The sequence below is a fragment of the Streptomyces sp. NPDC000880 genome (assembly GCF_053599675.1).
In genome coordinates this window covers 26,361-52,750 of sequence record NZ_JBSFMS010000024.1, presented here as the reverse complement: position 1 = coordinate 52,750, position 26,390 = coordinate 26,361, and the positions used below count along the sequence as shown (strand labels likewise).

21 protein-coding genes and 4 pseudogenes are annotated in these 26,390 nt (G+C 69.7%); 15 read left to right on the top strand and 10 right to left on the bottom strand.

Annotated elements, in window-relative coordinates; translation table 11 throughout:
* Positions 1 to 122: 122 nt before the first annotated feature.
* The 6 genes and pseudogenes from ACWDO5_RS11200 to ACWDO5_RS11175 all read left to right on the top strand — a co-directional run bounded on the left by ACWDO5_RS11200 (position 123) and on the right by ACWDO5_RS11175 (position 4,857).
* Positions 123 to 1,337: an alpha/beta hydrolase family protein gene (locus ACWDO5_RS11200; RefSeq protein ID WP_450530053.1), complete on the top strand. Its 1,215-nt coding sequence runs from the start codon at positions 123 to 125 to the stop codon at positions 1,335 to 1,337.
* A 131-nt stretch (positions 1,338 to 1,468) separates the two neighbouring features.
* Positions 1,469 to 1,852, top strand: coding sequence for a hypothetical protein (locus tag ACWDO5_RS11195; protein WP_450530052.1), 384 nt, complete (start codon positions 1,469 to 1,471; stop codon positions 1,850 to 1,852).
* 101 nt (positions 1,853 to 1,953) lie between these two features.
* Positions 1,954 to 2,532, top strand: a complete 579-nt coding sequence (locus ACWDO5_RS11190) for a dihydrofolate reductase family protein (RefSeq protein ID WP_450530051.1) — start codon at positions 1,954 to 1,956, stop codon at positions 2,530 to 2,532.
* A gap of 310 nt (positions 2,533 to 2,842) precedes the next feature.
* The gene (locus tag ACWDO5_RS11185; protein ID WP_450530050.1) at positions 2,843 to 3,085 is read left to right on the top strand and encodes a PAS domain-containing protein; all 243 of its coding nucleotides are present in this window, start codon (positions 2,843 to 2,845) and stop codon (positions 3,083 to 3,085) included.
* Positions 3,086 to 3,159: 74 nt separating this feature from the next.
* A pseudogene (locus ACWDO5_RS11180) lies at positions 3,160 to 3,570 on the top strand (PAS domain-containing protein); the annotation flags it as partial.
* Positions 3,571 to 3,723: 153 nt separating this feature from the next.
* Positions 3,724 to 4,857: pseudogene (locus ACWDO5_RS11175) on the top strand (ATP-binding SpoIIE family protein phosphatase).
* On the opposite strand, the gene ACWDO5_RS11170 reads toward ACWDO5_RS11175, so the two are convergent.
* The 3 genes from ACWDO5_RS11170 to ACWDO5_RS11160 all read right to left on the bottom strand — a co-directional run bounded on the left by ACWDO5_RS11170 (position 4,829) and on the right by ACWDO5_RS11160 (position 6,832).
* Positions 4,829 to 5,338 carry a mycothiol transferase gene (locus ACWDO5_RS11170; protein ID WP_450530049.1) on the bottom strand — a complete coding sequence of 170 codons (510 nt, stop codon included), beginning with the start codon at positions 5,336 to 5,338 and terminating at the stop codon, positions 4,829 to 4,831. The pseudogene ACWDO5_RS11175 and the gene ACWDO5_RS11170 sit on opposite strands and share 29 nt — an antisense overlap.
* A 241-nt stretch (positions 5,339 to 5,579) precedes the next feature.
* Positions 5,580 to 6,098 carry a SixA phosphatase family protein gene (locus ACWDO5_RS11165; RefSeq protein WP_450530048.1) on the bottom strand — a complete coding sequence of 173 codons (519 nt, stop codon included), beginning with the start codon at positions 6,096 to 6,098 and terminating at the stop codon, positions 5,580 to 5,582.
* Entirely contained in the window at positions 6,095 to 6,832 is a 738-nt protein-coding gene (locus ACWDO5_RS11160; RefSeq protein WP_450530047.1) for a hypothetical protein, read from the bottom strand. The genes ACWDO5_RS11165 and ACWDO5_RS11160 overlap by 4 nt, the downstream gene beginning before the upstream one ends.
* A 760-nt stretch (positions 6,833 to 7,592) precedes the next feature.
* Between ACWDO5_RS11160 and ACWDO5_RS11155 the strand changes: the two genes are divergently transcribed.
* The gene (locus ACWDO5_RS11155) at positions 7,593 to 7,868 is read left to right on the top strand and encodes a hypothetical protein (protein WP_450530046.1); all 276 of its coding nucleotides are present in this window, start codon (positions 7,593 to 7,595) and stop codon (positions 7,866 to 7,868) included.
* A 187-nt stretch (positions 7,869 to 8,055) separates the two neighbouring features.
* Here the strand turns inward: ACWDO5_RS11155 and ACWDO5_RS11150 are convergent, their stop codons facing one another.
* On the bottom strand, positions 8,056 to 8,355 hold the full coding sequence (locus ACWDO5_RS11150; RefSeq protein ID WP_450530045.1) for a DUF1876 domain-containing protein: 300 nt from the start codon (positions 8,353 to 8,355) through the stop codon (positions 8,056 to 8,058).
* Between the two features lie 338 nt (positions 8,356 to 8,693).
* On the opposite strand from ACWDO5_RS11150, the gene ACWDO5_RS11145 reads away from it, so the two are divergent.
* Both ACWDO5_RS11145 and ACWDO5_RS11140 read left to right on the top strand, forming a co-directional pair.
* Positions 8,694 to 10,679, top strand: coding sequence for an APC family permease (locus ACWDO5_RS11145; protein ID WP_450530068.1), 1,986 nt, complete (start codon positions 8,694 to 8,696; stop codon positions 10,677 to 10,679).
* A 118-nt stretch (positions 10,680 to 10,797) separates the two neighbouring features.
* Positions 10,798 to 11,091, top strand: a complete 294-nt coding sequence (locus ACWDO5_RS11140) for a DUF1876 domain-containing protein (protein WP_450530044.1) — start codon at positions 10,798 to 10,800, stop codon at positions 11,089 to 11,091.
* A gap of 305 nt (positions 11,092 to 11,396) precedes the next feature.
* On the opposite strand, the gene ACWDO5_RS11135 is transcribed toward ACWDO5_RS11140, so the two are convergent.
* The gene (locus tag ACWDO5_RS11135) at positions 11,397 to 13,781 is read right to left on the bottom strand and encodes a phosphoketolase family protein (RefSeq protein ID WP_450530043.1); all 2,385 of its coding nucleotides are present in this window, start codon (positions 13,779 to 13,781) and stop codon (positions 11,397 to 11,399) included.
* 37 nt (positions 13,782 to 13,818) lie between these two features.
* On the opposite strand from ACWDO5_RS11135, the gene ppk2 reads away from it, so the two are divergent.
* Entirely contained in the window at positions 13,819 to 14,634 is an 816-nt protein-coding gene (ppk2, locus tag ACWDO5_RS11130) for a polyphosphate kinase 2 (RefSeq protein ID WP_450530042.1), read from the top strand.
* A 24-nt stretch (positions 14,635 to 14,658) separates the two neighbouring features.
* Here the strand turns inward: ppk2 and ACWDO5_RS11125 are convergent.
* From ACWDO5_RS11125 to ACWDO5_RS11110, 4 genes and pseudogenes are all read right to left on the bottom strand, one after another.
* A pseudogene (locus tag ACWDO5_RS11125) lies at positions 14,659 to 15,040 on the bottom strand (universal stress protein); the annotation flags it as partial.
* Positions 15,041 to 15,086: 46 nt separating this feature from the next.
* Positions 15,087 to 17,396, bottom strand: a complete 2,310-nt coding sequence (locus tag ACWDO5_RS11120; RefSeq protein ID WP_450530041.1) for an FtsX-like permease family protein — start codon at positions 17,394 to 17,396, stop codon at positions 15,087 to 15,089.
* 2 nt (positions 17,397 to 17,398) lie between these two features.
* Entirely contained in the window at positions 17,399 to 18,202 is an 804-nt protein-coding gene (locus ACWDO5_RS11115) for an ABC transporter ATP-binding protein (protein WP_450530040.1), read from the bottom strand.
* A complete protein-coding gene (locus ACWDO5_RS11110) occupies positions 18,199 to 18,705 on the bottom strand; it encodes a PadR family transcriptional regulator (protein WP_450530039.1) in 507 nt (168 codons plus the stop codon). Before ACWDO5_RS11110 ends, ACWDO5_RS11115 begins: the two co-directional genes overlap by 4 nt.
* A 166-nt stretch (positions 18,706 to 18,871) precedes the next feature.
* On the opposite strand from ACWDO5_RS11110, the gene ACWDO5_RS11105 reads away from it, so the two are divergent.
* The 5 genes from ACWDO5_RS11105 to ACWDO5_RS11085 all read left to right on the top strand — a co-directional run bounded on the left by ACWDO5_RS11105 (position 18,872) and on the right by ACWDO5_RS11085 (position 25,672).
* Complete coding sequence (locus tag ACWDO5_RS11105; RefSeq protein WP_450530038.1) at positions 18,872 to 20,143, top strand: ABC transporter substrate-binding protein; 1,272 nt, start codon at positions 18,872 to 18,874, stop codon at positions 20,141 to 20,143.
* Between the two features lie 204 nt (positions 20,144 to 20,347).
* Positions 20,348 to 22,021, top strand: coding sequence for a glycoside hydrolase family 13 protein (locus ACWDO5_RS11100; RefSeq protein ID WP_450530067.1), 1,674 nt, complete (start codon positions 20,348 to 20,350; stop codon positions 22,019 to 22,021).
* Positions 22,022 to 22,059: 38 nt separating this feature from the next.
* Entirely contained in the window at positions 22,060 to 23,388 is a 1,329-nt protein-coding gene (locus ACWDO5_RS11095; protein ID WP_450530037.1) for an ABC transporter substrate-binding protein, read from the top strand.
* 11 nt (positions 23,389 to 23,399) lie between these two features.
* Positions 23,400 to 24,737, top strand: coding sequence for a carbohydrate ABC transporter permease (locus ACWDO5_RS11090; RefSeq protein ID WP_450530036.1), 1,338 nt, complete (start codon positions 23,400 to 23,402; stop codon positions 24,735 to 24,737).
* Positions 24,734 to 25,672 carry a carbohydrate ABC transporter permease gene (locus ACWDO5_RS11085; RefSeq protein WP_450530035.1) on the top strand — a complete coding sequence of 313 codons (939 nt, stop codon included), beginning with the start codon at positions 24,734 to 24,736 and terminating at the stop codon, positions 25,670 to 25,672. The genes ACWDO5_RS11090 and ACWDO5_RS11085 overlap by 4 nt, the downstream gene beginning before the upstream one ends.
* A 191-nt stretch (positions 25,673 to 25,863) precedes the next feature.
* Here the strand turns inward: ACWDO5_RS11085 and ACWDO5_RS11080 are convergent.
* Positions 25,864 to 26,253, bottom strand: a pseudogene (locus ACWDO5_RS11080) (NAD(P)/FAD-dependent oxidoreductase); the annotation flags it as partial.
* Between the last annotated feature and the right edge of the window lie 137 nt (positions 26,254 to 26,390).

Sequence of the window (26,390 nt, the reverse complement as noted above, 5' to 3'; positions counted from 1 at the left end):
TCACAGAGTCACAAAGGGGAGCCATGTTCCGCAGAATGTTCGGCAACGGTGAGCGTGCAGGCCGAGCGTGTGCGCTCGAGCGAGGCATTGATGTCGTTCCCAGGGGTGAGGGTGGCGCCGAAGTGGACCGGCGGACCGTCACCAAGTCAGCTGTACTGGCCGCCGCGCTGCTGCTCGCGGGTGGCGGGGGCATCACCCAGGCGCGCGCCGCGGGCAACGTCACCGTGCGGTTGCCGGCGCCGACCGGCCCGTACCGGACCGGGGTCACCACGCTGTATCTGGTCGATCGCTCCAGGCGCGACCCGTGGGACAGCGCCATCCCGGTCCGCGAAGTAATGATCACGGTGTTCTATCCCGCCCGCACCGTCCGCGGCTGCGCGGTCGCACGACAGATGGCCAAGAAATCCGCGGAGTCGTTCACGGTGCTCGGCCCCATGGCGCACCCGGAGTTGCCGACGGCAGGTGTGAACTGGGCGGCCACCACGACGCATTCGCACAGGGGCGCGCCCGCACAGGCCGTACGGCGACCGGTGCTGTTGTACAGCCCGGGAGGCGGCGACCCGCGCACCATGGGCACCGGGATCGCCGAGGAACTGGCGAGCCACGGCTACGTGGTGGTGACCATCGATCACCCCGGGGATGCGACCGAGGTCGAGTTTCCCGGCAAGACGGCGTACAGGGACAACGTCCTCCGCGAGACAGTTTTCAGGGGAGATCCCGGGGCGGATCTGAAGCTCTTCCGCACCATGATCGACACCCGGATCGCGGATGCCCGGTTTGTACTGAACCAGCTGGAATTCCTGGCAGCCGGGCGTAACCCGGACGCGGAGGGACGCGCGTTGCCCCAGGACCTCGGCCGTGCGCTGGATCTGCGGCGGGTGGGCATCTACGGCCACTCGGCCGGCGGCACCACCGCGGCCGAGACGATGTACGAGGATCACCGCATCGACGCGGCGGTCAACTTGGAGGGCTTTCTGGACTACCCGCCGGAGACGCCCGGCCAGGAAGGGGAGCTGTTCCCGATTGCCCGGTACGGGGTGGACCGGCCGTTGCTCCTGCTGGGAACCGATGGCTTCCCCGACAAGAAGCGGTTGGAGCGTTCGTGGTCGGCCGTGCTCGCCCACCCGCAGGGACACGCCCGCCGGCGGCAGCTCAACAACGCTACGCACTGGGTGTTCACCGACTACGCAGCCATAGCGCCCCAGTTGCAAGCCACCGGGCTGATGACCGCGGACAACCGGATGAAGCTGGTCGGCGCGATCGACCCGGCCAAGTCGGTTCCCACGGTGCGCAACTACGTGCGCTCGTTCTTCGCCCGGCACCTGCCTTCACACTGACCGGCTTCGAGACTGTCCGCCGGACGCGGCGCGAACGGAAAATGCTGGTGCGCCAGGAGCCTTGCGGGCAACGCCCGCTTCACCGCGGCCGCGTCCGGGGATGATGGCGATCTTCCCCTGACCGAGGAAGAGTGGAACGGAGATCTTCGCCCCGAAGGTCACCAACCGCGGGCGACTGCGCGGACCTGGACCCGACGAAGCCCGGCCACAGCGAGGTCGGCAACGCCGCGCTCCACGACGACGTCCAGCGGGTACGCATCGACGGTTATCCGGTGACGCTGGAGAGCGCCGCCCAGGGCGCGTACCCGTACTGGCAGACCCAGTTCGCCTACGCCTACGGCGATCCGCCCGCCGACTCGGTCGCCGCCGGTTTCCTGCGCTACCTCGCCAACGAGGTCGGCAAGGACATCCTCCGCTCCCACGGAAACCGCCCCTGCTCGGAGTTGGCGAAGCCGCTGCTCTGCCGCCCCACGCGAGCCCGGTGCCCGGCGCGGTACGGTCGGCTGTCGGGGTGAACGGCCCCGCGTGAGGCCCTCACCACAGCCGCTCCGGAGGAGACTTCGTAGGCATGGAGAGCGATGAGCTCGTCATGTCAGAAAACTCGGTGAGGACCGCGATGAGAAAGATCATCTTGAGTATGTCGGTGTCCCTTGATGGCTTCATCGAGGGACCGGACCGCCAGATCGACTGGCACATGGTCGATGACGAGCTGCACAGCCATTTCAACGAGCAGCTCAGGGCGATGGGCGCCTTCCTGAGCGGACGTGTCACCCATGAGCTCATGGCCGGGTTCTGGCCGACCGCCGACACCGAACCATCAACTACGGGGCCCATGGTGGAGTTTGCCGGTATCTGGCGGGACATGCCCAAGATCGTGTTCTCCAGGACCCTGGAGCGGGCCGATTGGAACACCACCATCCTGCGGGACGTCGTCGTCGGGGAGATCATGGCGCTCAAGGCGCAGCCGGGCGGAGATCTGGCGCTCGGTGGTGCCGACCTCGCCGCGGCCTTCATGCAGCACGACTTGATCGACGAGTACCGCCTCTACATCCATCCGGTCCTCATTGGACGGGGCAGACCTCTCTTCCACGCGTCGGACGTCAAGATCCGTCTCCGGCTCGCCGAGACCCGGACCTTCGGCAACGGGGTCGTCCTCCTCCGTTACCAGCGCGCCGAGGCTTCCTCGCCGAAATGACCTGCGCGAAGCGGTGCCTCGCGCAGACTCAGGGTCAAGACGTCGGCGACCGCCGTGACCGGTGACGTGAGGCGTGCCTGTTCGGACGTGATGCTGCGGGCTGTGCGCACGAAGGCGTCACGGGTGGCAAGCGGTGGCCGTAAGCCCGCGCGAGCCGGCTGCGACACCGCAACCTCGATGTGGTGTTCCAGGGTTACGCCCCCGGGGCCGTTAGGAGAAGACCGCCACCGTCTGGGCCGCGCTCGCCCGGAAGATCGCCAGGGAGTGGTCGGCAAGCAGAGGCCCCCACGCCCCGGGGTGAGGTCATTGCGTGGACACACACCAGTCGACGAGTGATGTGCCGGATCACCCCCAGTCGGCGATCGGGTACGCGGGTGTGCTCCGCGACCTGCTTCCGATCGCGCTGTGGAGAGTCAACGCGGAGGGGCGCGTCGTGGAGTGGTCCCTCGCCGCCCAGGACCTGCTCGGCCACGTGCCGGAACAGCTGCTCGGCCGGTACGGGATCCCGATACTGGTCTCCCCGAGCCCAACTGGGAGCTGGCCGATCAGCTGACGCAGAAGGTCCTGGCGGGTGAGACGGTTGTCGGGACCCTCCCGGTGCGGCACCGCGACGGGCACCTCGTGACGATGGAGATGTGCATTTGCCCCTCTGCGGACCCGCAGGGAGGGACGGGCCTCCTGGCCATCGCCGTGGAGACCTCCGCGGTGCTGAGAATGCGGGATTCGCTGGCGGCCCTGGAAGGTCTGTTCACCCAGTCCCCCATCGGTCTGGCCACGCTCGGCCCCGATCTGCGCTTCTTGCGGGTCAACGACGCGCTGGCGCGGATGAACGGCGTCTCCGCGGCCGAGCACCTCGGCAAGCGGCCGGCCGAGGTCGCGCCAGGGGTCAACGCCGCGGCGCTGGAGACGGTGATGCGGCAGGTGCTGGACAGCGGTAAGGCGGTCGTCGACGTGCGCCGCACCGGTCGCACCCCGGCCGATCCCGATCACGACCGGACCTGGTCCTGCTCCTATGCTCCGCTGCTCGGCAGCGCCCGCCGGCCGCTGGGACTGATCGCTTCCCTCATCGACATCACCGAGGGGCAGCGGGCGCAGCTCGAGGCCGAGCAGGCACGGCAACGCTTCGTCCGGCTGGCCGAGGCCGGCGCACGGACAGGGACCACCTTGGACCTGCGGCAGACCGCCGAAGAAGTGGTGCAGGTGCTCGTGCCACAGCTGGCCGACTCAGCCGACGTACAACTGCTGGAAGAGGTACTCGACCCCGATGGGGTGGCCGCGTCAACCCACGGCATGGTTCGTCGTATAGCGGCCGCCTTCACCGATCCGTCCGCTCCCGCCGAGAAACTGACGGTAGGCATGACCTTCCAGGTCCCGCTCGGCTCGGTGTACGAGCAGGTCATCGCCGATGGGCATCCCATGAACCTCTACCTGGCCGACATCCCGGCGCTGATCAACGATCCCCACGCCGAGCGACTGCGTACGTACCTCGCTGCCCGTGTGCGCTCCGCCCGGCTGGTCCCGCTGGTCGCCCGCGGCAAAGTGCTCGGCGCCGTGGTGGTGACGCGTACCCGCAGCCGCGAGCCGCTCGACGAGCAGGACTGCCTGCTCATCGACGAGCTGGTCGCCCGGGCCGCTCTGAACATCGACAACGCGCGCATGTACACCAGGCAGCGAAAGGCGGCCCTCACTCTGCAGCGCAGCCTGACGAACAGCGCGCTACCGGAAGTGACCGGCCTGGAACTCACCAGGCGCTACCTCCCCGCCAGCGACCACGAGGTCGGCGGCGACTGGTTCGACGTCATCGCCCTGCCCGACGGCAGGACCGGGCTGGTCATCGGGGACGTCATGGGGCACGGAATCCATGCGGCGGCCGTCATGTGCCGTTGCCGATGACGTGGCTCTGCTCATCGCCCGTACCCGCGTCCTGGCGGCGGAGAAGGTGGCCACGTGGAAGCTGCCCGTGGAGGCAACCGCCGCTGCCCAGGCCCGGATGCTGACGGCACCCCAGCTGACCGAGTGGGGGCTGGAGGAGATGGCCTTCACCACCGAGCTGATCGTCAGCGAACTGGTCACCAACGCCTACCGGTACGGCAGCGGGCCGATCACCCTACGGCTCATCCGTGACGGCCACCTCATCTGCGAGGTGTCCGACACCGGCAGCACCTCACCACACCTCCGCCGGGCCCGCACCACCGACGAGGGCGGCCGCGGACTCTTCTGGTGGCCCAGCTCACCGAGCGGTGGGGCACCCGGTACACACGCGACGGCAAGACCATCTGGAGCGAACAGCCGCTTCTTACCGGCGCTCCAGAGAGCCTCGGATGAATGCTGCCTGGCCGGCGTGCTGCAGGTCGTCGGCGAGGACGCTGATCAGACGGACGCCCAGGGTGACCGGCGGGGACCAGGACTCGTCCACGACGCGGTCCAGCGCCACGTCGTCGAGCCCGCGCACGAACCGCATGGTCTGCTCGTGGACGGCATCGTAGTAGCCGAGCAGCAGCTCGGCCGACTGGACCTGCACCGCGGCGACCTGCCTGCTGGAGTGGCCAAACCCGGTCGCTCCCTTGGGAAAGGGCAGCTCGAAGCGGGCCGCCCAGTCCTGGGAGAACCACACCTGCTCCACTTCACTCGCATCAGCCACGTGATCGTCCTGGATGCGCGACAGATGCCACACGAGCCAGGCGATCGAATTCGCGTCGGCGTCCAGCCGGGCGTTGAGGTCATCCGGTGAAAGCCCCTCTACCGCGGCGTGTACTGCCTCCCGGACGCGCTCGAACGCATCTGCCAGCAAGTCTGCGCTGTTCATCCACTGATCCTTGGTCCTGGGCGGTCCCGGCGAGAGGTTGTGTCTCCCAAACCACCATGGACCGTCTCGAGTCCCGGCCATGCGGTCGACACGCGCACCGGCGCGCGCACAGGTGATCGCCAGACAATCGTCACCCGCCCGAGCGCGCCCAATGGCATCGTCGGGTCGGGTCGTCAAGGCAGTGGACGTCCGATCGGCGGTACGTCGGCGTACCGGGACGTGGTCCAGTGCCGGGCAGGGCTCACTGCTGTCCACGGGGGACGGCCAGGTCGGTGAGCAGCGCGGCGCCCGGTGCGAGAGCGGACCATGTGCCACGCCAGGTCAGCACGGCGATGGCGGACGTCGGGAACTTGGTCTGTGCGCGCTCCAGTGTGCCGCCGAGTGCCTCGCCGGCGAGCAGGAGGATCAGGTCCTGGAGGCCGGGGTTGTGTCCGACCAGTAGCAACGTCCCGACATCGGCGGGCACTTCGCGTACGACATCGAGAAGACTCTGGTCGTCCGCCGCGTAGAGGCGCGGCTCGTATCGCACCGGCGGGGTGGTGCCCAGCTCCACGGCGGCCAGTTCCCAGGTCTGGCGGGTGCGGCGGGCGGTGGAGCACAGGACAAGGTCGGGCAGGCAGTCGGCTTCTGCCAGCCAGCGGCCCGCGGCGGGGGCGTCGCGCAGGCCGCGCGGGGCGAGGGGCCGCTCGTGGTCGGGAACGCCCTCGGGCCGTGCGGCCTTGGCGTGCCGCAGGACGACCAGCCGCCGCAGCGGGCTCATGCCGGCGCTCCGGCGGGGTGCGGGTGGCCGGTCTCGCGGGCGAGTTCCAGGCCGAGGACGCGGTCCAGATGGGCGAAAGTCTCGAACTTCGCTCCGGCCGGCACGTCCGTCGCCGTCTCCAGATCCCGCAGCAGGTCGAGTACGGCGGGGGTGCCGAGCCTGTCCTCCAGCGCTGTATGGACCGGGCGCAGGCGGTCGGCGGGCATCGGCTTCGACGGCTGCTCTGCCCAATCGGCTACGGCACGCCGCCATCGAGCCAGCGTAAGGCGGGCCTCGTCGAGGTCTTCGGCACGCAGCGCGACCGGCTCATGATGGGCCCGGGAGAGCAGGAGCAGGCGTACGGCGAGCGGATCCTGCTCCTCAAGTCCCGCCTCAAGTCCCGCCAGGGACACGGAGGTATGTGCCTCCGCCACGTGGAGGGAGGCGCCACTTCCGCCCTCGTACGCGCGGTCGGTGAGGTGTACGCCGGGTGGGCCGCCGAGCATGTCGGCGATGTGGTCCGGGGTCCCCCGGGCGTCGGCCGGCCGGATGCCGGCAGCGGCGGCCGACGGGACCCTCGGGCCCGTCCGCCCCAGCAGGACCTGTCTGCCGCGCAGCTCGACGACGCGCGCAAGCACATCCGCGACCAGCAGCACGCGCAGACCGGTCAGGCTGCCCGGCCCGCCGCGCGGTGGCACGTGGGCGCAGATCCGCAGCGGCCCAGGGCCCGCCAGTCCGTCAACGATGCTCAGCACACAGCCGAGCCTAGGCGCCCCGACCCCGACTCCGCACCGCGAACGACGGGCCGGCTCCCCCCGGGGCGCCCGCGACGCCTCGCCCGCCGGTCCACGACGTCCCCGACATCGTGCCGCCCGCCCGCCGCTGCCCGCCTCCGCCGTCCGGCGGCGGGGCTGCGCGCGCGGCACTGGGTCCTGTCGGGTAACCGGGGGGCCGCGGGCCAGGTGGGCTTCGATGAGGAGGCCGCCCTAGCGGCTCCCTCGTTCGGGCCCACGGGAAGCCGAGCGCCTCGGCGTACTCGCGGCTGCCGCCCCCCAACCTCCGCGTAGGTCTTCGGGTCCGCCGTGGCGAGGCGCAGCGCGGCTGCCGCCCGGTCCTCGGGAGGGGTGCCGTCCTCCGGAAGGCTCCAGGTGAACTGCAGCCAGGGGCCGTCCTTGTCCCTCTGCCCGGCGGCGAGTCCCGGCCGGTACGTGAAGGACAGCACGGTCGCGTCCGGGTCGGTGAAGTCGGTGCCGATCCAGCCAGGCCGGGCGTCCCATCGGGTGAGGAGGTCCGGCCGGTCCCGCATGCCCGCGGCGATCAGCCGCGCGGTGCTCCGGGCCGGCCATGCCCATGAGTGGTCGCTCTCGGCACGCGCGATCTCGGCATCGTAGTCGGCCGCGTTGAAGCGGTACTCGGGGAGCTCGGGCGGGGGCAGCCGGGAAGGCGGCGGGGTCGGGCGGCGCCAGTCGCGCCACACGACGTGTTCCCCGTCGCGGCAGATGGTGCGCCCAGTTCGTGGAGGCGAAGTTGGACCTCGTCGGCAGCCCGGACTGTGTCCGGGGCGGTCAGCAGGGGGGCGAGGACCTCCCTTACGGCCGCTTGGGCCTCGGCCGGGCCGAGGCTGCCGCAACGCTGCGGCGGGTCGGGCACGGGGTAGCCGCCCCTGGGCAGGCGGCCGTCGGGCTCCGCACGATGCAGGCGCAGGGCGTATTCGTAGAGGGAAGGCTGACGGGTGAGCGCGCCGCGCTCTTCCGGGGCGCTCACCGGGTGGGGTGGGACTCGATTCCGTAGGTCATGCGGGGGATCCTGTCAGGCCCGTCCGGCCGTGCGCCAACGGATTTCACAGGTGAGGCGAGAGCGGGACCGTGGCGGCTGTTTCCGCTGGTTCAGCTCTGGGCGGTGGGCCGGAGGCGAGTTCGTTGACATCAACCTCCGTCCATCGGCTGATGGCCTCGAGTTCTGCGACGACAGACCCTAGCTAGGTCGCCGTGTCCGACCAGCTGTACGGCGGCCCGGCGCGCCCGCTCATCGATCCGGCGCCCACAGCCTCCAGGTCAGTGTCGGCCGCCCTCATCAGCTGCTGCGCGAGGTCCTTCATCGCACGGCTCGCCGAGAGTTCGTCGCCGATCGTGGGGATGTCCACGTCCTGAGGGTTGCAGCGGGCGACCCCATGACCGGTGAGCGTAACGGTACCGGTGTCCAGTACCGCGCGGGCTTTCGTCGTGCCGTCCTCCTCCAACAGGTGGAGGCGGACGCTCCACTCCAGCGTCCGAGTCATCGCACACCTCCTCGCCCGCGTCCGCCACCACGACGCGGTCCTGACTCCAGGATCCACCCACGGCCGCCCTCAGTGCGATGACCGCACGGGCCGAAGTCGCCGTCACGGGCCGGGGAGGCCGTGCCGTCGACGACCAGCGCCTGACGTGATCAAGGCCGTCGTTCCGATCCGCTGCTGGGGCGCAGTTGCGCCATATGCACGCAGCGGCAGGGAATCCTAACGAGTTCTTGATGCCTCTCTCCCCGTCGCAGTCGTGCTGCTGAGGGGGTGGCGCGACATACCCTCGCGCCGTGCTGAACGTGACGGGGATACTCAAACGGCTGGTCATCGGCCGGGCCATGCGCAGCGAGGAACTGGGCGGGACGCTGCTGCCCAAGCGCCTTGCTCTGCCGATCTTTGCTTCCGACCCGCTGTCCTCGGTTGCCTATGCCACGCAGGAGATCCTGCTGGTGCTCACGTTGGGCGGCCTGGCTTATCTGCACTTCACGCCCTGGATCGCGGCCGCGGTCGTGGCGCTGATGACCGTGGTGGTGCTCTCGTATCGCCAGGTGGTGCATGCGTATCCGAGCGGCGGCGGTTCGTACGAGGTCGCATCGACGAATCTGGGGCCGTCCGCCGGTCTGGTGGTCGCCGCCTCGCTGCTGGTCGACTACGTGATGACCGTGGCCGTCTCGGTCGCCTCCGGCGTGGACAACATCATCTCGGCGGTGCCCGCGCTGGTCGAACAACGGGTGCCGCTGGCGCTCATCTTCGTCGCCGTCCTGACCGCCATTAACCTGCGCGGCGTACGCGAGTCCGGCCGGGCGTTCGCGGCCCCGACGTATCTGTTCATCGGTGGCGTACTGATCATGGTCGGCACGGGCCTGTTCCGCTATCTGGTCGGTGACGCGCCGGTGGCCGAGAGCGCCTCGTACGGCATCGAGCCTGAGCCCGGGAATGCGAACCTGGCGGGACTGGCCCTGGTGATGCTGGTCCTGCGCGCGTTCTCCAGCGGCTGTACGGCGCTGACCGGCGTGGAGGCGATCTCCAACGGCGTGCCTGCCTTCCGCAAGCCCAAGTCCCAGAACGCCGCGGCCACCCTGGCCGCGATGGGCATCATCGCCATCACGATGTTCGTCGGCGTCACCACCCTGGCGATCGTCGCCAAGGTCCACATCGCCGAGGACCCCTGCCGGCTGACCGGCCTGACCGACTGTGACAACTACACCCAGCGCACCGTCATCGCCCAGCTCGCGGCCTCCGTCTTCGGCGGCGAGAACAGCGTCGGCTTCTACTTCATCCAGGCCGCCACCGCCCTTGTGCTGATCCTCGCCGCGAACACCGCCTTCAACGGCTTCCCACTGCTCGCCTCGATCCTCGCCCAACACCGCTACCTGCCACGCCAGCTCCACAACCGCGGCGACCGGCTCGCCTTCTCCAACGGCATCCTGGCCCTGGCAATCGTGGCCGGCCTGCTGCTGTGGGCGTACAAGGCCAACGTCACCAGCCTCATCCACCTGTACATCCTGGGCGTATTCACCTCCTTCACGCTCTCCCAGACGGGCATGGTCCGGCACTGGAACCGCGAGCTGCGCACCGAGACCGATCCGGGCCTGCGCCGCCGCCACCGGATGGCGCGCGTCGTGAATGGTGTGGGCGCGGTGATCACGGGACTTGTCCTGGTCATCGTGCTGGTCACCAAGTTCACCCAAGGCGCCTGGCTTGCGGTGCTCGCCGCGATCGTGCTCTGGGTGATGATGCAGGGCATCCGCCGTCACTACGACGCCATTTCGGCCGAGCTGGCGGTCACCGACCCCCGCAGCGAGATGGTGCCGCCCTCCCGCGTGCTGGCCATCGTCCTGGTCTCCACCATCCATAAACCGACGCTACGGGCACTGGCCTACGCCCGCGCCTTCCGACCGGACCACCTGGAAGCCCTCACCGTCGCGGTCGACCGCGACGCATCCGTCGCGCTCCAGCGCCAGTGGCAGGAGTACGGCATCGAGGTGCCGCTCAAGGTTCTCGACTCCCCCTACCGCGAGATCACCGGCTCCGTCCTGGAGTACGTCCGCTCCATCAGGCTCGACAGCCCGCGGGACGTGGTCGCCGTCTTCATCCCCGAGTACGTCGTCGGCCACTGGTGGGAGAACGTGCTGCACAACCAGTCCGCGCTCTGGCTCAAGAGCCGCCTGCTCTTCACCCCCGGCGTCATGGTGACCAGCGTCCCCTGGCAACTGAGCTCCTCCGCCCGCGCCGACCACCCGGCCGCCCGCGCCCCCGGCTCCGTCCGCCGCGGAGAACCCACCACAACACGCAAGGGCGAAGACGTCAGCACACACCGGTGACCAGAACGACGGCGAACAGGTCCCGGGCCTCGCGGCCGGACCCGGGTGGGAGGACCCTGGAGACAGGACCACGCGGCGATGCCCCGGCTGCGCACGCATGTACGCGAGGAGGTAGGCCATGAAACGGACCCTGGAATGGAAGGTCGGGCTGTACCTGTCCGAGGAAGACGGAACGACGAAGGCGCGGGCGGTGCTGGACACCGGGTCCTCGACGCTCACGGGGCAGGGGACCGCACGGTGCAGCGCAGAGGACGCGGACGTCCCCGAGATCGGTGACGAGCTCGCGGCGAGCCGCGCGTTCAAAGACCTCGCGGCTCATTTGATGCGGGTCGCGGACCGCGACATGGAGAGGGTGGGCGCCGGGACCGAAGCGCCCCTCGGCCCGCCGTACAGCTGGTCAGTGGGGACGTAGGGCCGGGCTCACGCCTGATGCCCGGCGGTTGTTGTGACGTTCTGACCCGTGGGCTGCTCCTGGGGCAGTGCGAGGGTGCACGATTCCCCGGGCCCGACGGAGACCATGCGGTCCAGCAGTGTGATGTCGATCGGTGACCGGTCGGAGTTGCGCACGGTGATCTGCAGCTCCCGCGCTCAGCCGGAGCCGTACGCCCCAGTGCCCCGGTAGCGGATCGCGAAGCCGTACTCCGACAGCTCCGGCAGCGGCATTGCCCTCCCGCACGGTCATGGTGAGGCTCTCCTTTGGCCAATACGGGACGGCTTTCAGCCGGTCCAGGTCCAGTCGGCGACCTCGGGCAGGTCGGTGCCGTGTGCGCGGATCCAGTCGTGGTGGCGGGTCCGGGCGTCGGCCATGTGCTGGCGTACGGCGGCAGCGCGCACGCCGAGGCCGGGGACGCGGTCGATGACATCCATGACCAGCCGGAAGCGGTCCAGGTCGTTGCGTACGACCATGTCGAACGGGGTCGTGGTGGTGCCCATTTCCTTGTAGCCGCGGACATGGAGATTGGCGTGGCCGGTGCGGCGGTACGCGAGCCGGTGGATGAGCCAGGGGTAGCCGTGGTACGCGAAGATCACCGGCTTGTCGCGGGTGAACAGTCCGTCGTACTCGAAGTCGGGCATCCCGTGCGGGTGTTCATCGCGCGGCATCAGCCGGGTCATGTCGACGACGTTGACGACCCGCACGGCGAGGTTGGGCAGGTGCCGGCGCAGCAACTGCGCGGCGGCCAGCGCCTCCTGGGTGGGGACGTCGCCCGCGCAGGCGAGCACGACGTCCGGTTCGCGCTCGGAGTGCGCCGTTCCGGCCCAGTCCCACACGCCGGCGCCGCGCGCGCAGTGGACGCGGGCCTCGTCCATCGACAGCCAGTCGAAGCAGGGCTGTTTGCCGGCGACAATGACGTTGACGTAGTCGCGGGTGCGCAGAACGTGGTCGGCCACGGACAGCAGGGTGTTGGTGTCCGGCGGCAGATAGACGCGTACGACCTCGGGACTCTTGTTGAGTACGTGGTCGACGAAGCCGGGATCCTGGTGCGAGAAGCCGTTGTGGTCCTGCCGCCAGACATGCGAGGTCAGCAGGTAGTTGAGGGAGGGGACGGGGGCCCGCCAGGTCAGTGCCCGGGACGTCTTCAGCCACTTGATGTGCTGGTTGACCATGGAGTCGACGATGTGGACAAAGGCTTCGTAGCAGGAGAACAGTCCGTGCCTGCCGGTGAGGAGGTAGCCCTCCAGCCAGCCCTGGCAGAGGTGTTCGGAGAGGACCTCCATGACCCGGCCGTGCCGGGAGAGATGTTCGTCGGTGGTGGTGATCCGCGCCTGCCAGGCCTTGCCGGTGGCGCCGAAGACGGCGCTCAGCCGGTTGGAGTCGGTCTCGTCGGGCCCGACAAGCCGGAAGTCGCGGCGCCCGGACGTGGCCTCCATGAGCTGTTCCAGGAGACTGCCGAGGACCCGGGTGGGCTCGTGCAGGGTCGAGCCCGGCTTGTCGACCGGCACGGCGAAGCGGTCGAGATCGAGGGTCGGCAGGTCGCGTACGAGAAGGCCGCCGTTGGCGTGCCGGTTGGCGCCGAGGCGCCGGGCGCCCTCGGGGACGCAGGCGAGGACGTCAGCGGTGGGGCGGCCCAGCATGTCGAAGAGCTCGTCCGGCCGGTAGGAGCGCAGCCATGCCTCCAACTGCCGCAGGTGCGCCCGGTTTTCCCGTACGCCGGACAGCGGGACCTGGTGCGAGCGCCAGGTGCCCTCGACCGGCTCCCCGTCGACCTCGGCCGGTCCGGTCCAGCCCTTGGGCGTGCGCAGGACGATGACGGGCCAGCGCGGCCGCTCGGTGACGCCCTCCTCGCGCGCGGTGCGCTGCAGGATGGAGATGTGCTCCAGGGCGCGGTCGAGGGCGGCGGCCATGGCGCGGTGGACCGGGAGAGGGTCGTCGCCGGTGACGTGGATCGGATCGTGTCCGTATCCCCGCAGCAGGTCGTCGAGTTCGGACTCGGGGATGCGGGACAGGACCGTCGGGTTGGCGATCTTGTAGCCGTTGAGATGGAGGATGGGCAGCACCGCCCCGTCGTGGACGGGGTCGAGGAACTTGTTGGAGTGCCAGGAGGCGGCGAGCGGGCCCGTCTCAGCTTCGCCGTCGCCGATCACGCAGGCGACGAGCAGATCCGGGTTGTCGAGTGCGGCGCCGTACGCGTGCGCCAGTGCGTAGCCGAGTTCACCGCCCTCGTGGATCGAGCCGGGGGTCTCCGGGGCGACATGGCTGGGCACCCCGCCGGGGAAGGAGAACTGCCGGAACAGCCTCTCCATGCCGGCGGCGTCCCGGCTGACGTTCGGGTAGGTCTCGCTGTAGCTGCCCTCGAGCCACGAGTTGGCCAGGACCGACGGGCCGCCGTGTCCGGGGCCCCAGATGCACAAGGCGTCGAGCCCGCGGGCCTTGATGACTCGGTTGAGGTGGGTGTGGACGAGGTTGAGCCCCGGGGTCGTGCCCCAGTGGCCGAGCAGCCGCGGCTTGATGTGCACGGGTTCCAGGGGCTCCCTCAGCAGTGGGTTTGTCATCAGATAGATCTGCCCGGCGGACAGATAGTTCGCGGCGCGCCAGTGGGCGTCCAGGGTGCGCAGCTCCTCGCCGGTCAGTACGGTGCTGTCCTGGTGCTTGACCTTGGGCATGAGTGACTCCGTTACGTCATCGAGCGGGGGAGGCGGAATGGCCGGCAAGAAGGCGCGGCCCGAAGCGCTGCCGCGTGCGCTGTACGAGCGGGAGCTCCTGCGGCTGCAGACGGAGCTTGTGAAGCTCCAGGAATGGGTGCGCGCGGAAGGCGCGCGACTCGTGGTGGTGTTCGAGGGGCGGGACGCGGCGGGTAAGGGCGGCACCATCAAGCGGGTCGCGGAGCATCTCAACCCCCGGGTCGCACGAATCGTGGCTCTGCCCACGCCCACCGAGCGCGAGCGCACGCAGTGGTACTTCCAGCGTTACATCGCGCACCTGCCTGCCGCGGGCGAAATCGCACTGTTTGACCGAAGTTGGTACAATCGGGCGGGCGTCGAGCACGTGATGGGCTTCTGCACGCAGGAGGAGCACCAGCGGTTCCTCCACCAGTGCCCGATCTTCGAGCGGATGCTCGTCGAGGACGGAGTCCTGCTGCGCAAGTACTGGTTCTCGGTGAGCGACGCCGTACAGGAGCAGCGGTTCAGGCGCCGCCTCGATGACCCCACCCGGCGGTGGAAGCTCTCGTCGATGGACCTGGAGTCCATCACCCGCTGGGAGGCGTACTCCCGGGCCAAGGACGAGATGCTGGTGCACACGGACGTCGCGGAGGCACCGTGGTTCGTCGTGGAGAGCGACAACAAGCGCAGGGCACGCATCAACATGATCGCCCATCTGCTCGCGTCCGTCCCCTACCACGATGTGCCCCCGCCGGCGCTCGAACTGCCGCCCCGGCCGCCGTCCACGGGCTATGTGCGCCCGCCGCGTGATCTGCAGACCTACGTCCCCGACCACGCGGCCGGTCTGACCGGCTGAGCCGGCTGGGGCGCTCACTGGCGATCACGCCCGCTGCGGTACTACAGCCACGGGGCAGGCGGAGTGGTGGAGCACCATGTGGGCGACCCCGGCCGAGCTGGAGCCCGAGGTGCCCGTGCCGCCGCTGGGCGCCGACGATCAGCAGATCGGCCGCTGCCGAGGCTTCATGAGCACCTTGCGGGCGGGGCCTTCGGCCGTCGCCCTGCGCAGTTCGACGGCGGGGTGGTCCGCCGCGGCTTCACGCAGCGCCTCTTCGAGGGTCTCCACAGCCCGGCTCTCGTGGTGGCGGGCCGCGTCCCCGGCGAGCGGAGGATGGTCGGCCGTCGTGCGCGGGACAGCGCCAGGCCCGGACGGCGTGCAGGGCAGCCCGGCGCGCCTGCGCCTCCTGAAACGCGAAGCGAACGGCGCCCAACCGCTTCAATCGCGGACCGGACGGTGCGCCCGCAGGACCGTCAGAGTGTCTCGGTCAACGAATCCGCCAGTCGGCGGCGCGCGGTCCGGGTCGCCGGTACCGCCGCGGCCGCGACGGCACCCAGCACTGCGCCGGCCACGACGGAAGCCAGCAACAGCGCGGGCGGGACATGGGCAATACCGGCGCCCATACCGCTGGAGCGGCCCTGGGTGTCCACCAGCCAGCTGCCGGACAGCACCCCCAGCCCCGTGCCTATCCCGGCGGCAAGCAGTGCCGTGAAGCCGGCGGCCGCCACGATCGCCGAGCTGATCTGACGAGGGGTCAGTCCAATCGCTTTGAGCGCGAGCAGATCACGGCCGCGGTCGCGGACGCCGGTGCCGATGACGGTCAGCAGCTCGGTGAGCCCGATCAGGGCCAGCACTCCGACCAGGGCCGCGATCACGCCTCGCGCCGGTTCCAGCCGGTCAGCCGGGTTGAGTGTCTCCCGGATCTCCAGGGCGCCTCCGGCCACCTCGGCGAGAGCGCTGCTCACCGCACGGGGATCCGCGCCAGGCCGCAGGACGAGATGGTAGAAGTCCGGCCGCAGTGCCGGGTCGCGTTCTTCGAGCGTGTCGATCGTCGTCGAGATCACCCGGCCGCCGGCTTCCGGTTCGATGCTGCGCCCGACGATGTGCAGGATCTGCGGCCGTCCCTCAACCGTCGTCCGAACCCAGTCTCCGACCCGTACGTCCAGCAGATCGAGCAGCCCTTGGCCGGCGACCGCCTCGTCAGGACCATCGGCGGGGCGCCCCTCGACAACGGTGAAGGGGTAGGGGGCAGGAGCGGTACCGAGCCCACGCAGCGTGATGGTGCCGGTCTGCCCGGGCACCAGCGCCGCGACCTCCACCCCCGGATGGACAGCGGCGACGTCCGGGGGCGCGGTCAGCGCGCGCTGGAGCTCCTGGCCGGTGAGGCTCCCGGGCTGCTCGGCCCGTACGGTCAGCGCTGCGGGCACTCCCATGTCCGCGGGACGGCTGCGGAACATGTCCAAGGTGGACCAGGTGACGAGCGCAACCGTGATCATGAGGAGCGGCAGCGCGAGCCGGGCCACGGTGATCAGGGTGCGCGACCGCCGGGGGAACGCCGCTCGCCACCCGAGTACCAGCGCGGGCGGCACCCGCATTCCGAGCGCCCGGCGGCCCAGCCCGGTCATCGGTGCGGCCGAGGGAAGTGCCGCCCGGGCAACCGGCACCGGCGGGACCCGGCCGGCCCGCCAGGCGGCGAGGGAGGTGGCGGTCGCGATCAGCAGCACCGCGCCGCTCGGTACGCCGATCATCAGGGCGGTGTGGCCGGGCAGGTGCTGCCACACCCCGGCCGCCTCCCCGATCCGGCCGGGTATGCGGGCACCCATGAACGCGATCGCCGCAGTGCCGAGGGTGACCCCGAGCAACGCGAAGGCGAGATGCTGGACGAGGAAGCCGCGTACCACCTGGCCAGGCGTGAACCCGATCGCCTTGAGGATCGAGATGTCCCTCAGCTGTCCGCGGATGCGAGCGCTGATCGCCCCCGACGCGGCGAGCGCGGCGGCCAGCAGAGCTCCCAGCCCGAACACGGCGAACAGCTGACCGAGCAGCCGTTCGTCCCCCCCGGCATCGGCGCGCGCCTGCTGCCATTTGGTCACCTGGGCGACACGATCGGCGCCGAGCAGAGTGACGGCCTGTTGGACGGTGAAGTCGGTGTCGTCCGGATCGTCCAGCCGCAGTCCCACGCTGTGGCTGGTGCTCTGCGGTGTGATGCGGTCGAGCGTGGCGGGCAGCACCCATCCGATACCGGGCTCGCCGCCCGGCCGGTAGTGGGGTTCCGCGGCTTCGGCGACCCCGGCCACCCGCAGGGTGCGCGCGGTGCCGTCCGATCCCCCGACGGTCAGGGTGTCGCCCGGCTCCGCCCAGAGCACCCGCGCGAGGGTGCTCTCCAGTACGACGCCCTCTGCCTGGGTATCGAGCCAGCTCCCCTCGGTGACCAGTGGCCGGGCGATCTCCGGCTGCTCGGTGCCCGCCGCGCGCAGGGCCACGCTCGCCCTCACCCCACGGGATTGAAGGGTGGCTTGACCGGTGCGGTACGGCCCCGAGACACCGGCGACACCATCCAGTGCGGACAGCGCCCCCATGTCCGCGGCGACCCGGGTGTGAAGCCAGACATGGGCGCCCTGGGACTGGGTGAAGATCCGCTGCCAGGGGTTGGCGGCATAGCTGAACAGCGCTACGGCCAGCAACAGCGAAGCGATGATGCCGGCGCTGGCCAGGACGACGAACACCGACTGTCCGCGGTGTGCCCGGAGATCGGCGTGCGCCCAGCGCAGAGTGGCCCGCACGGTCACTCCTTCAGTTCGAGTACGCCGGAGACGCCGCTGCCCGTGGTGCGGTGCCCCGCGCCGAGTGCCGCGTCGTCGGCTATTCGCCCGTCGAAGAAGCTGATGACCCGGTCGGCCGCGCTGGCCATCCGTGCGTCATGGGTGACCAGCAGGATCGTCTGGCCGCGCTGGTGGAACCGGGAGAGCAGCCGGAGCACTTCGCGGGTGCCCTTGCTGTCCAGGCTGCCGGCCGGTTCGTCGGCGAGCAGCAGCGCGGGATGGTTCACCAGGGCCCTGGCCAGGGCGACGCGCTGCTGCTCGCCGCCGGAGAGTTCGCCCGGCATGGACCGTTCCCTGCCTTCGAGGCCGAGTTCGGCGAGCAGTTCGGCCCTGCTGTCCCGGGCTGCCTTGGGCGAGGCGCCCGCGAGCAGCGCGGGCAGTTCGACGTTGTCGGCGACGGTGAGGTCGGAGACCAGGTTGAAGAACTGGAAGACGATGCCGATGCTCCGGCGGCGCAGCACCGCCCAGCGGGCCTCGCGGTACGCGTCCACCCGGCGGCCGTCGAGCCAGAGCCGGCCGCTGTCGGGTCGCTGGAGCCCGCCGATGAGGTGGAGCAACGTGGACTTGCCGGCGCCGGAGGGGCCGGTGACGGCAACGAATTCCCCGGACTGAACGGTCAGATCCACTCCGCGTACGGCGTGAACCGGTGCGCCTTCGCCGTGATGGGTCTTGGTCAGACCCTCGGCGCGCACGATCGGCACATTGCCCCCCTGACCAGGCGCCGCACCGGAAGCGCCCAGCGCGGCAGGAGCGGTGTCCTCGCTCATTCCAGCTCCTCCTGACAGCGTTCCAGCCAGTCGAGGTCGGCCTGCAGATGCAGCATCGCGCCCTCGATCAGCAGCTGGGAGACCCTGTTGTCCCGGTCCTCGGCCGCGGCCAGCTTCGACAGGTCACGCATGGTGTTCAAATACTGCCGCCGCTGTTTGTTGATCAGCGTGATTGGGTCGGCAAGACCGGATTGGGGCGCGAGGGCGACCTTCATGAAGAACTCGTCCCTGACTCGCGGCTCGTCCGTGGTCTCGTCGAACCAGGCGAGTACGGCCTCCCGCCCGGCGTCGGTGAGCCGGTACGTACGCTTGTTGGGCCTACCGGACTGCTCGACGTCCTCCCCGACGATCAGACCGGCCTTTTCCAGCCGCCCAAGAGTGACGTAGATCTGACCGACATTCGGCTGAGGGTACGCGGCGCCCAGGAGCTTCTCAAGGTCCTGCTTGAGCTCGTAACCATGCGCCGGACCACGGGTGAGGAGTGCCAGGAGCGGCAGCCGCACGCGCTCCCTCCCTCCCGTTCCGTAGTTTCCTGTTGGCTCGGATACGGGGTGTGTTTCGCGCCACCCGCCTTCTCCGCCTGGACGTCTAGTATCGCCCATGCCTAACAGGTATACATAGGCCACGTGGGACGGCAGCGCGGCCGGATCGGTGCACTGGGAGGAACCTATGCGGTGGATGCATGCCGCCGGTAGGGGGCTCCTCGTTGCCGCCGTGATCCTCGCGGGTTACACGGGCTTCGGCGCCCAGTCGGGAACTGCGGCTCCCAAGGGTCGCGGGCCCATGACGCTGGTGACGGCGGGGGATCTCACCGAGTATCTCGGTCCGCTGCTGGACGACTGGAATCGCAGCCACGCGAAGGAACAGGTCACGCTCGTCGAGTTGCCCGACTCCGCGGACGAGACCCGGGCCCAGATGATCAGCGAGCTGCGGTCCCGCAGCGACCGGTTCGACGTACTGAACATCGATGTGGCCTGGACCTCCGAGTTCGCGGCTGCAGGATGGATCTCCCCCCTGCAGCGGGACCGGTTCCCGCTGGACACCTTCCTGGCGCCCGTAGTGGACACAGCCACCTTCGACGGCCGCCTTTACGCCGTCCCCTATGTCACCAACGCCGGGCTGCTGTACTACCGCAAGGACATTCTTGAGCGAGCGGGCGAACTGCCGCCGCGCACATGGGCGGAGCTCGCACGGCAGGCCCGGGATCTGGCCCCCAAGTACGGCATGGACGGCTACGCCGGCCAGTTCCTGCCGTACGAGGGACTGACGGTCAACGCCACCGAGGCGGTGCATTCGGCGGGCGGCTCGATCCTGCGGGACGACGGCGCCCGGGTCACTGTGGACTCGGCCGCGGCCCGGGCCGGACTGGAGTTCCTGGCGGGCGGAGTACGGGACGGCTGGATCTCCCCACAGGCTCGCGGTTACAAGGAGGAGGAGTCCCGGCAGGCCTTCCAGGACGGCCGGTTGCTCTTTCTGCGGAACTGGCCCTACGTGTACTCGGTGGCCAACGCGCCGGGGTCGAAGGTGGCCGGCACATTCGGTGCGGTGCCACTGCCCGGACCGTCCGGACCGGGCACGAGTGTGCTCGGCGGCTCCAATCTCGCGGTCAGCAGCTACTCCCGGCATCCGGAGTCGGCCGCCGACCTGATCGCCTATCTCACCAGCGAGCGCGTCCAGCGGCAGGTACTCACCGAGGGCTCGCTGCCACCCGTACGCGCCGCGCTGTACGAAGATCCCGCCCTGATCCGGGCCTACCCGTATCTGCCCACGCTGCGGCAGAGCGTGCTGGCTGCCGAGCCGCGCCCCAAGAGCCCTCGGTACGACCAGGTGAGCCTCGCCGTGCAGGCCGTCGTCCAGGACGTCATGGCGCTGCGGCAGACGCCGCAGCAGGCCGTGGCACGGCTGTCCCGCGAGCTGGGATCGATCTCCCGCAAGGGCTGAATCTGCCTACCGCTCCCCTCCCGGTTCGCTACATACTTGTTAGGTAGTAGCTCACTCTGACATACCCTCAAATATCCGGGCATACCTGGGCTGTTTCTCGCCGCATCGTTGACACGTTGCCGTCACCCCTACTTAACATGCATGGATAACAGCGCACCCGCTCTGGGGCGCTCTCGCATCCTTCAGGAACGGGTCAAACGCGAGATGCTCACAGCTCTTCCGGCCGTCCTCGGCCACTCCTCCCGCACGGCCACCTCCTGGTGGCGCGATGCGGTGATCTACCAGGTGTACGTACGCAGCTTCCTCGACAGCACGGGGGACGGCATCGGTGACCTGGCCGGCGTACGGGCCGGACTGCCGTACCTCAGGAAGCTCGGTGTCGACGGCATCTGGCTCAGCCCGTTCTATCCGTCGCCGCAGCACGACCACGGTTACGACGTCGCCGACTACTGCGACGTCGACCCGGTCTACGGTGACCTGGCCGAGTTCGACCTGCTGATGGCCGACGCCCGCCGCCTCGGACTCAAGCTGCTGCTCGACATCGTCCCCAACCACTGCTCCAGCGAGCACCCGTGGTTCCGCGAAGCGCTCGCCGCCGACCCCGGCAGCGCCGCCCGCACTCGCTTCCACTTCGCCGACGGCCGCGGCCCGGACGGCGCGGAGCCCCCCAACAACTGGCGCGCGATGTTCGGCGGGCCGGCCTGGAGCCGGGTCACCGAACCCGACGGCACGCTCGGACAGTGGTATCTGCACCTGTTCACCCCGGAGCAGCCCGACCTGAACTGGCGCAACCCCGAGATCGGCGACTCCTTCGAGCGCGCACTGCGCTTCTGGCTGGACCGGGGTGTCGACGGTTTCCGCATCGATGTCGCCGCCGGTCTCTTCAAGCACCCCGAGCTGCCCGACTCGGACGACCCCGCCGCCGACGAGCGGTCCCGGGACTCGGTGAACCCGCTGGCCTGGAACCAGCCCGAGGTCCACCAGGTGTGGCGCCGCTGGCGGTCCGTGTGCGAGGAGTACGCGGACCGGGACGGCCACGAGCGGCTACTCGTCGGCGAGGTCTCCGTACCGACCGCGCGTGAACACGCCATGTACGTATGGCCTGACGAGCTGCACCAGGCGTTCTTCTTCGACCTGCTCAGCGCCCCGTGGGACGCCGAAGCCTTCCGGGCGACCATCACAGAGGCGATACGCGACATCGCCGGGACGGGCTCCACCGTCACCTGGGTGCTCAACAACCACGACCAGGTACGCACGGTCACCCGTTACGCGGGCGAGCCGGGCGTGGAGGCCAGCGGGCTCGGTGCGGCGCGTGCCCGCGCCGCCGCTCTGCTGATGCTGGCACTGCCCGGCGCCGCGTACGTCTACCAGGGCGAGGAGCTCGGCCTCCCAGAAGTCCTCGACCTGCCGGACGAGGTACTGACCGACCCGATCTTCCACCGCACCGGCAGCCGCGCACGCATCCGGGACGGCTGCCGGGTGCCGCTGCCCTGGTCGGGCCACGCGTCACCGTTCGGCTTCAGCCAGGGTGCGGCGGGCGCGCGGCCCTGGCTGCCACAGCCCGAGTGGTTCGCCGAACACGCCACCGACCGGGCGCTGGCCGACACCCGTTCCTTCTGGCATCTCTACCGCGAGGGACTTCAACTGCGGCGCAGCCTGCCGCAGTTGGGCGAGGGCAGCCTGCGCTGGCTGGAGGCACCCCCGCAGGTCCTGGCCATGACCCGCGGTGACGGGCTGATCTGCGCGGTCAACTTCGGAACCGAGCCCGTGCCCGCGCCGGTCGCGGGCACTCCGCTCCTCTCCAGCGGTCCCTGCCCGGACGGTGTGCTCCCCGGAGCGACCGCCGCGTGGTGGACGGGCGACTGCCCCACCCCCTGAACCACCGACCATTCCCACCCATCGGAAGGACTGTCACCATGCGACGACCCACGACGACCCGGCGGACCACGGCGGCCGCATCGACGGTGCTCGCCCTCGCCCTTGGCGCGACGGCCTGCGGCGGCTCGCCGGGCCCGGCCGGCGGCCAGGAACTCAGCGGCCAGACCGTGACCGTGGCCGGAGTCTGGACCGGCAGCGAGCAGAAGAACTTCCGCAAGGTGCTGGACGCCTTCACCGAACAGACCGGCGCCAAGACGGTCTTCGTGCCCAGCGGTGACAACGTCTCCACCTTTGTCGGCAGCAAGATCGAGGGCGGCAACGCACCGGACGTGGTGATGGTGCCTCAGGTCGGTGTACTCCAGCAGTTCGCCAAGGAGGGCTGGCTCGCGCCGCTGTCGCAGAAGACCGCGACGACCGCCGGCGCCAACCTCGCCGACGTGTGGAAGAACTACGGCACCGTCGACAAGACCTACTACGGCCTCTACTTCAAGGCGGCCCACAAGTCGACCGTCTGGTACAGCCCGAGCGCGTTCGAGCAGGCCGGAGTTGCGGAGCCCAAGAGCTATACGGACATGCTCAAGGCGGGCCGCACGCTCGCCGACTCCGGACTGCCCGCCTTCTCCGTCGCCGGTGAGGACGGCTGGACCCTCACCGACTGGTTCGAGAACATCTACCTCTCCCAGGCAGGACCGGAGAAGTACGACCAGCTGGCAGCCCACACCCTGCCCTGGACCGACGCCAGCGTGGTCAAGGCGCTCACCACCCTGGGCGAGGTGTTCAAGGACAAGCAGCTCGTTGCCGGAGGCTCGGCCGGCGCGCTGCGCACCGACTTCCCGGGCTCGATCGAGCAGGTCTTCGGTCCCGAGCCGAAGGCGGGCATGGTCTACGAGGGCGATTTCGTGGGCGGTATGGCCAAGGACGACTTCGGCAAGAAGCTGGGCGAGGACGCCAAGTTCTTCCCGTTCCCCGGAGTCGACAGCGGCAAGGCACCGGTAGTGAGCGGCGGTGACGCGGCCGTGGTGCTCAAGGACGGCAAGAACAACAAGGCGGCGCAGCGGCTGCTGGAGTTCCTGGCCACCCCCGAAGCGGCTTCGGCGTGGGCCGGCGCTGGAGGCTTCCTCTCCCCCAACAAGGACGTGGACCTCGCCTCGTACGCCGACGACACCACCCGCTCCACGGCCAAGTCACTGGTGGACGCCGGTGACTCGGTGCGCTTCGACATGTCCGACCAGGCCCCCGCCGCGTTCGGCGGAACCAAGGGCGCGGGCGAGTGGAAGCTCCTCCAGGATTTCCTGCGCGACCCCTCGGACCCGAAGGCCACCGCGGCCGCGCTCGAAGCCGCGGCCTCCAAGGCGTACAAGAGCTGAGGCCGCACACCATGGCTGTCACCAAATCCGCCCCCGCCGCGAACCCGCGGCGGCGGGCGCACCGCAGGAGGCGGAACATCGCGGTGGTGTTCGTCCTGCCCGCCCTGCTGCTGCTCGGCGCGCTGGTCGTCTACCCGGTGCTGTTCTCCGCCGGACGAAGCTTCTTCGACGCGAGCGGCGACCGCTTCGTCGGCGGCGAGAACTACGCCGAGATATTCAGCGATCCCGCGACACTCAAGGCGATCCGCAACAGCACCATCTGGGTTGTCGTGGCTCCGGTTCTGCTGACCGGTCTCGGCCTGGTGCTCGCGGTGCTCACCGAGAAGGTGCGCTGGGCGACCGCCTTCAAGCTGGTGCTCTTCCTGCCCATGGCGGTGTCGTTCCTGGCCGCCGGCATCATCTTCCGGCTCGCGTACGAGGAGGACCCCAACCGGGGTGTACTCAACGCCGTGGCCGTCGGCGTCCACGACGCCTTCGACGACCGTTCCGCGTACCCCACCGCCAGAGCCCGTCAGGGCCAGGGCCTGACCGGGGATCCGGGCGGTGCGTACCGTACGACCGACGCGGTCAGCCCCGGAAAGTCCGTCAGCCTCGGCTTCGTCGGAGTCGCGCCGGACAAGATTCCGTCCGGCGCCCGGCCGGCACATGCCGCGTCCTTGGCCGCGCCCGCCGCGGACGAGGTGAAGGGCGTTGTCTACCTGGACTTCACTCCCGGCGGAGGCGGCAGGCCGGGCAAGGCCGACCCGGCCGAGAAGGGTCTGCCGGGGATGTCGGTCGAGGCGGTACGGGACGGAAAGGTGGCGGCGAAAGCCACCACTGCCGCGGACGGCTCGTTCAACTTCCCCGGCCTCGACGCCGGTTCGTACACCGTCCGGCTCCCGGGGGAGAACTTCGCAGCCCCCTACCAGGGGATTTCCTGGCTCGGTCCCGCTCTGGTCACCCCGGCGATCATCGGTGCCTATCTGTGGATCTGGACCGGCTTCTCGATGGTGCTGATCGGGGCAGGACTGGCTGCCATCCCCCGGGACGCTCTGGAGGCGGCCCGGATGGACGGCGCCAATGAGTGGCAGATCTTCCGGAAGATCACGGTGCCGCTGCTCGCTCCGGTGCTGACGGTGGTCTTTGTGACTCTGGTGATCAATGTGATGAAGGTCTTCGACCTCGTCTGGATCATCGCGCCGGGGCCGGTCCAGGAAGAGGCCAATGTCCTGGCGACCCGGATGTGGCTGGTCTCCTTCGGCGGCGGCAACAACCAGGGACTCGGCAGCGCCCTCAGCGTGCTGCTCCTGCTGCTGGTCGTACCCGCCATGATCTTCAACGTCCGGCGCTTCCGAAGGAGCGGAGCATGAGCGGTCACAGCACCATCGAGCGCAATCCGTCCCAGCCGGTCGCCAAGACCTCCGTCCGCGTTCCTGTCCAGCCACCCCGGCCGCGCCCGCGGCCCGTGGGCGTGTTGACCAAGTGGCTCGGCAGCGGACTGGTCCAGGCCGTTCTGCTCGTCGTCGCACTTGTCTGGATCACCCCGCTGGCCGGGCTGTTCCTGTCCTCGATGCGCTCCGAACAGGACAACGCGGCCGAGGGCTGGTGGACGGCGCTCACCGATCCCGGGCAACTGTCCCTGGACAACTACACCGCGCTGTTCGAGGACTCCGGCATCACCCAGGCCTTCTGGAACACCGTCCTGATCTCGGTGCCCACCACAGCGCTGGTCGTCGGCATCGCGGCGCTTGCTGGATACGCCTTCGCCTGGCTGGAGTTCCCCGGCCGCAATGCGATCTTCCTGGTGGTCGTGGGCCTGCTCGTGGTACCCGTGCAGATCGGGCTGCTGCCCGTGGCCAAACTGTTCGGCGCCGTCGGGCTGTTCGGCACGATCCCGGGCGTGATCCTCTTCCACGTCGCCTACGGGCTGCCCTTCGCGATTTTCCTGCTCCGTAACTACTTCGCCGAGATCCCGCGCGAAATGCTGGAGGCCGCCCGGATGGACGGCGGCGGGGAGTGGCGGATCTTCTCCCAACTGGTCCTGCCACTGGGCCGGCCGGCCTTGGCCAGCCTGGCCATCTTCCAGTTCCTCTGGGTCTGGAACGACATGCTGGTCGCGCTGCTCTTCGCCGACAGCGAGTCCCAGCCGCTCACCGTGGCCCTCCAGTCCGAGATGCGGCAGTTCGGCAGCAACATCGGAGTACTGGCACCGGGTGCCTTCCTCTCCCTGGTGGTGCCGCTGATCGTCTTCTTCGCCTTCCAACGGCACTTCGTCCAGGGGGTGATGGCGGGCTCGGTCAAATAGCCGGCGCATCGGCGCGGCCGCAGCCGCAGCCGCAGCCGCAGCCGCAAACAGCACCATCGCCGACCTCAGCACGTGATCGCCCGGGCCGTTCTGCGGTCCGGGCCTTCATCGTTGAGGGGCGCCCGCTTCAGCTCCCGCGCCCGGGATTGGGGCGCGGCGCCGCGTGCTGCAGGCCGGACCTTCCGCAGGGCGGCCATGGATGCCGCTACTTGTCGTTGTCCGCGCACGACCGCGCCCGCGGCGAAGACGCCTGGGATGTTCGTACGGGTGGAGGGGGAGGCGACTTTCAGGTAGCCGTCCTCTTCCAACTCCAGCTGGCCCTTGACCAGTTCGGTGCGCGGGTCGTGGCCGACGGCCATGAACAGGCCGCTGGCCGGGAGTTCGGACATCTCGCCGGTCCTGGTACTGCGCAGGGTGAGTCCGGCCAGCCTGCCGTCCTCCTCGTGGATCTCGGCAACTTCGCTGTCCCAGGCGAACGAGATCTTCGGGTCCGCGAAGGCACGCTGCTGCATTGTCTTGGAAGCACGCAGCGTGTCGCGGCGGTGGACGACGGTGACGGAGCGCGCGAACCGGGAGAGGAACTGCGGAGTGGTTCAGCGCGGGTGGGCGGACAGAGTGGTTCAGCCGGGCAAGAAGTCGAGCAGCACGGGCCTTCCACTCAGTCCGGACTGGTATCAGCTCCAGATGATGTGAGAATATCAGCCCACGATGACGTCAG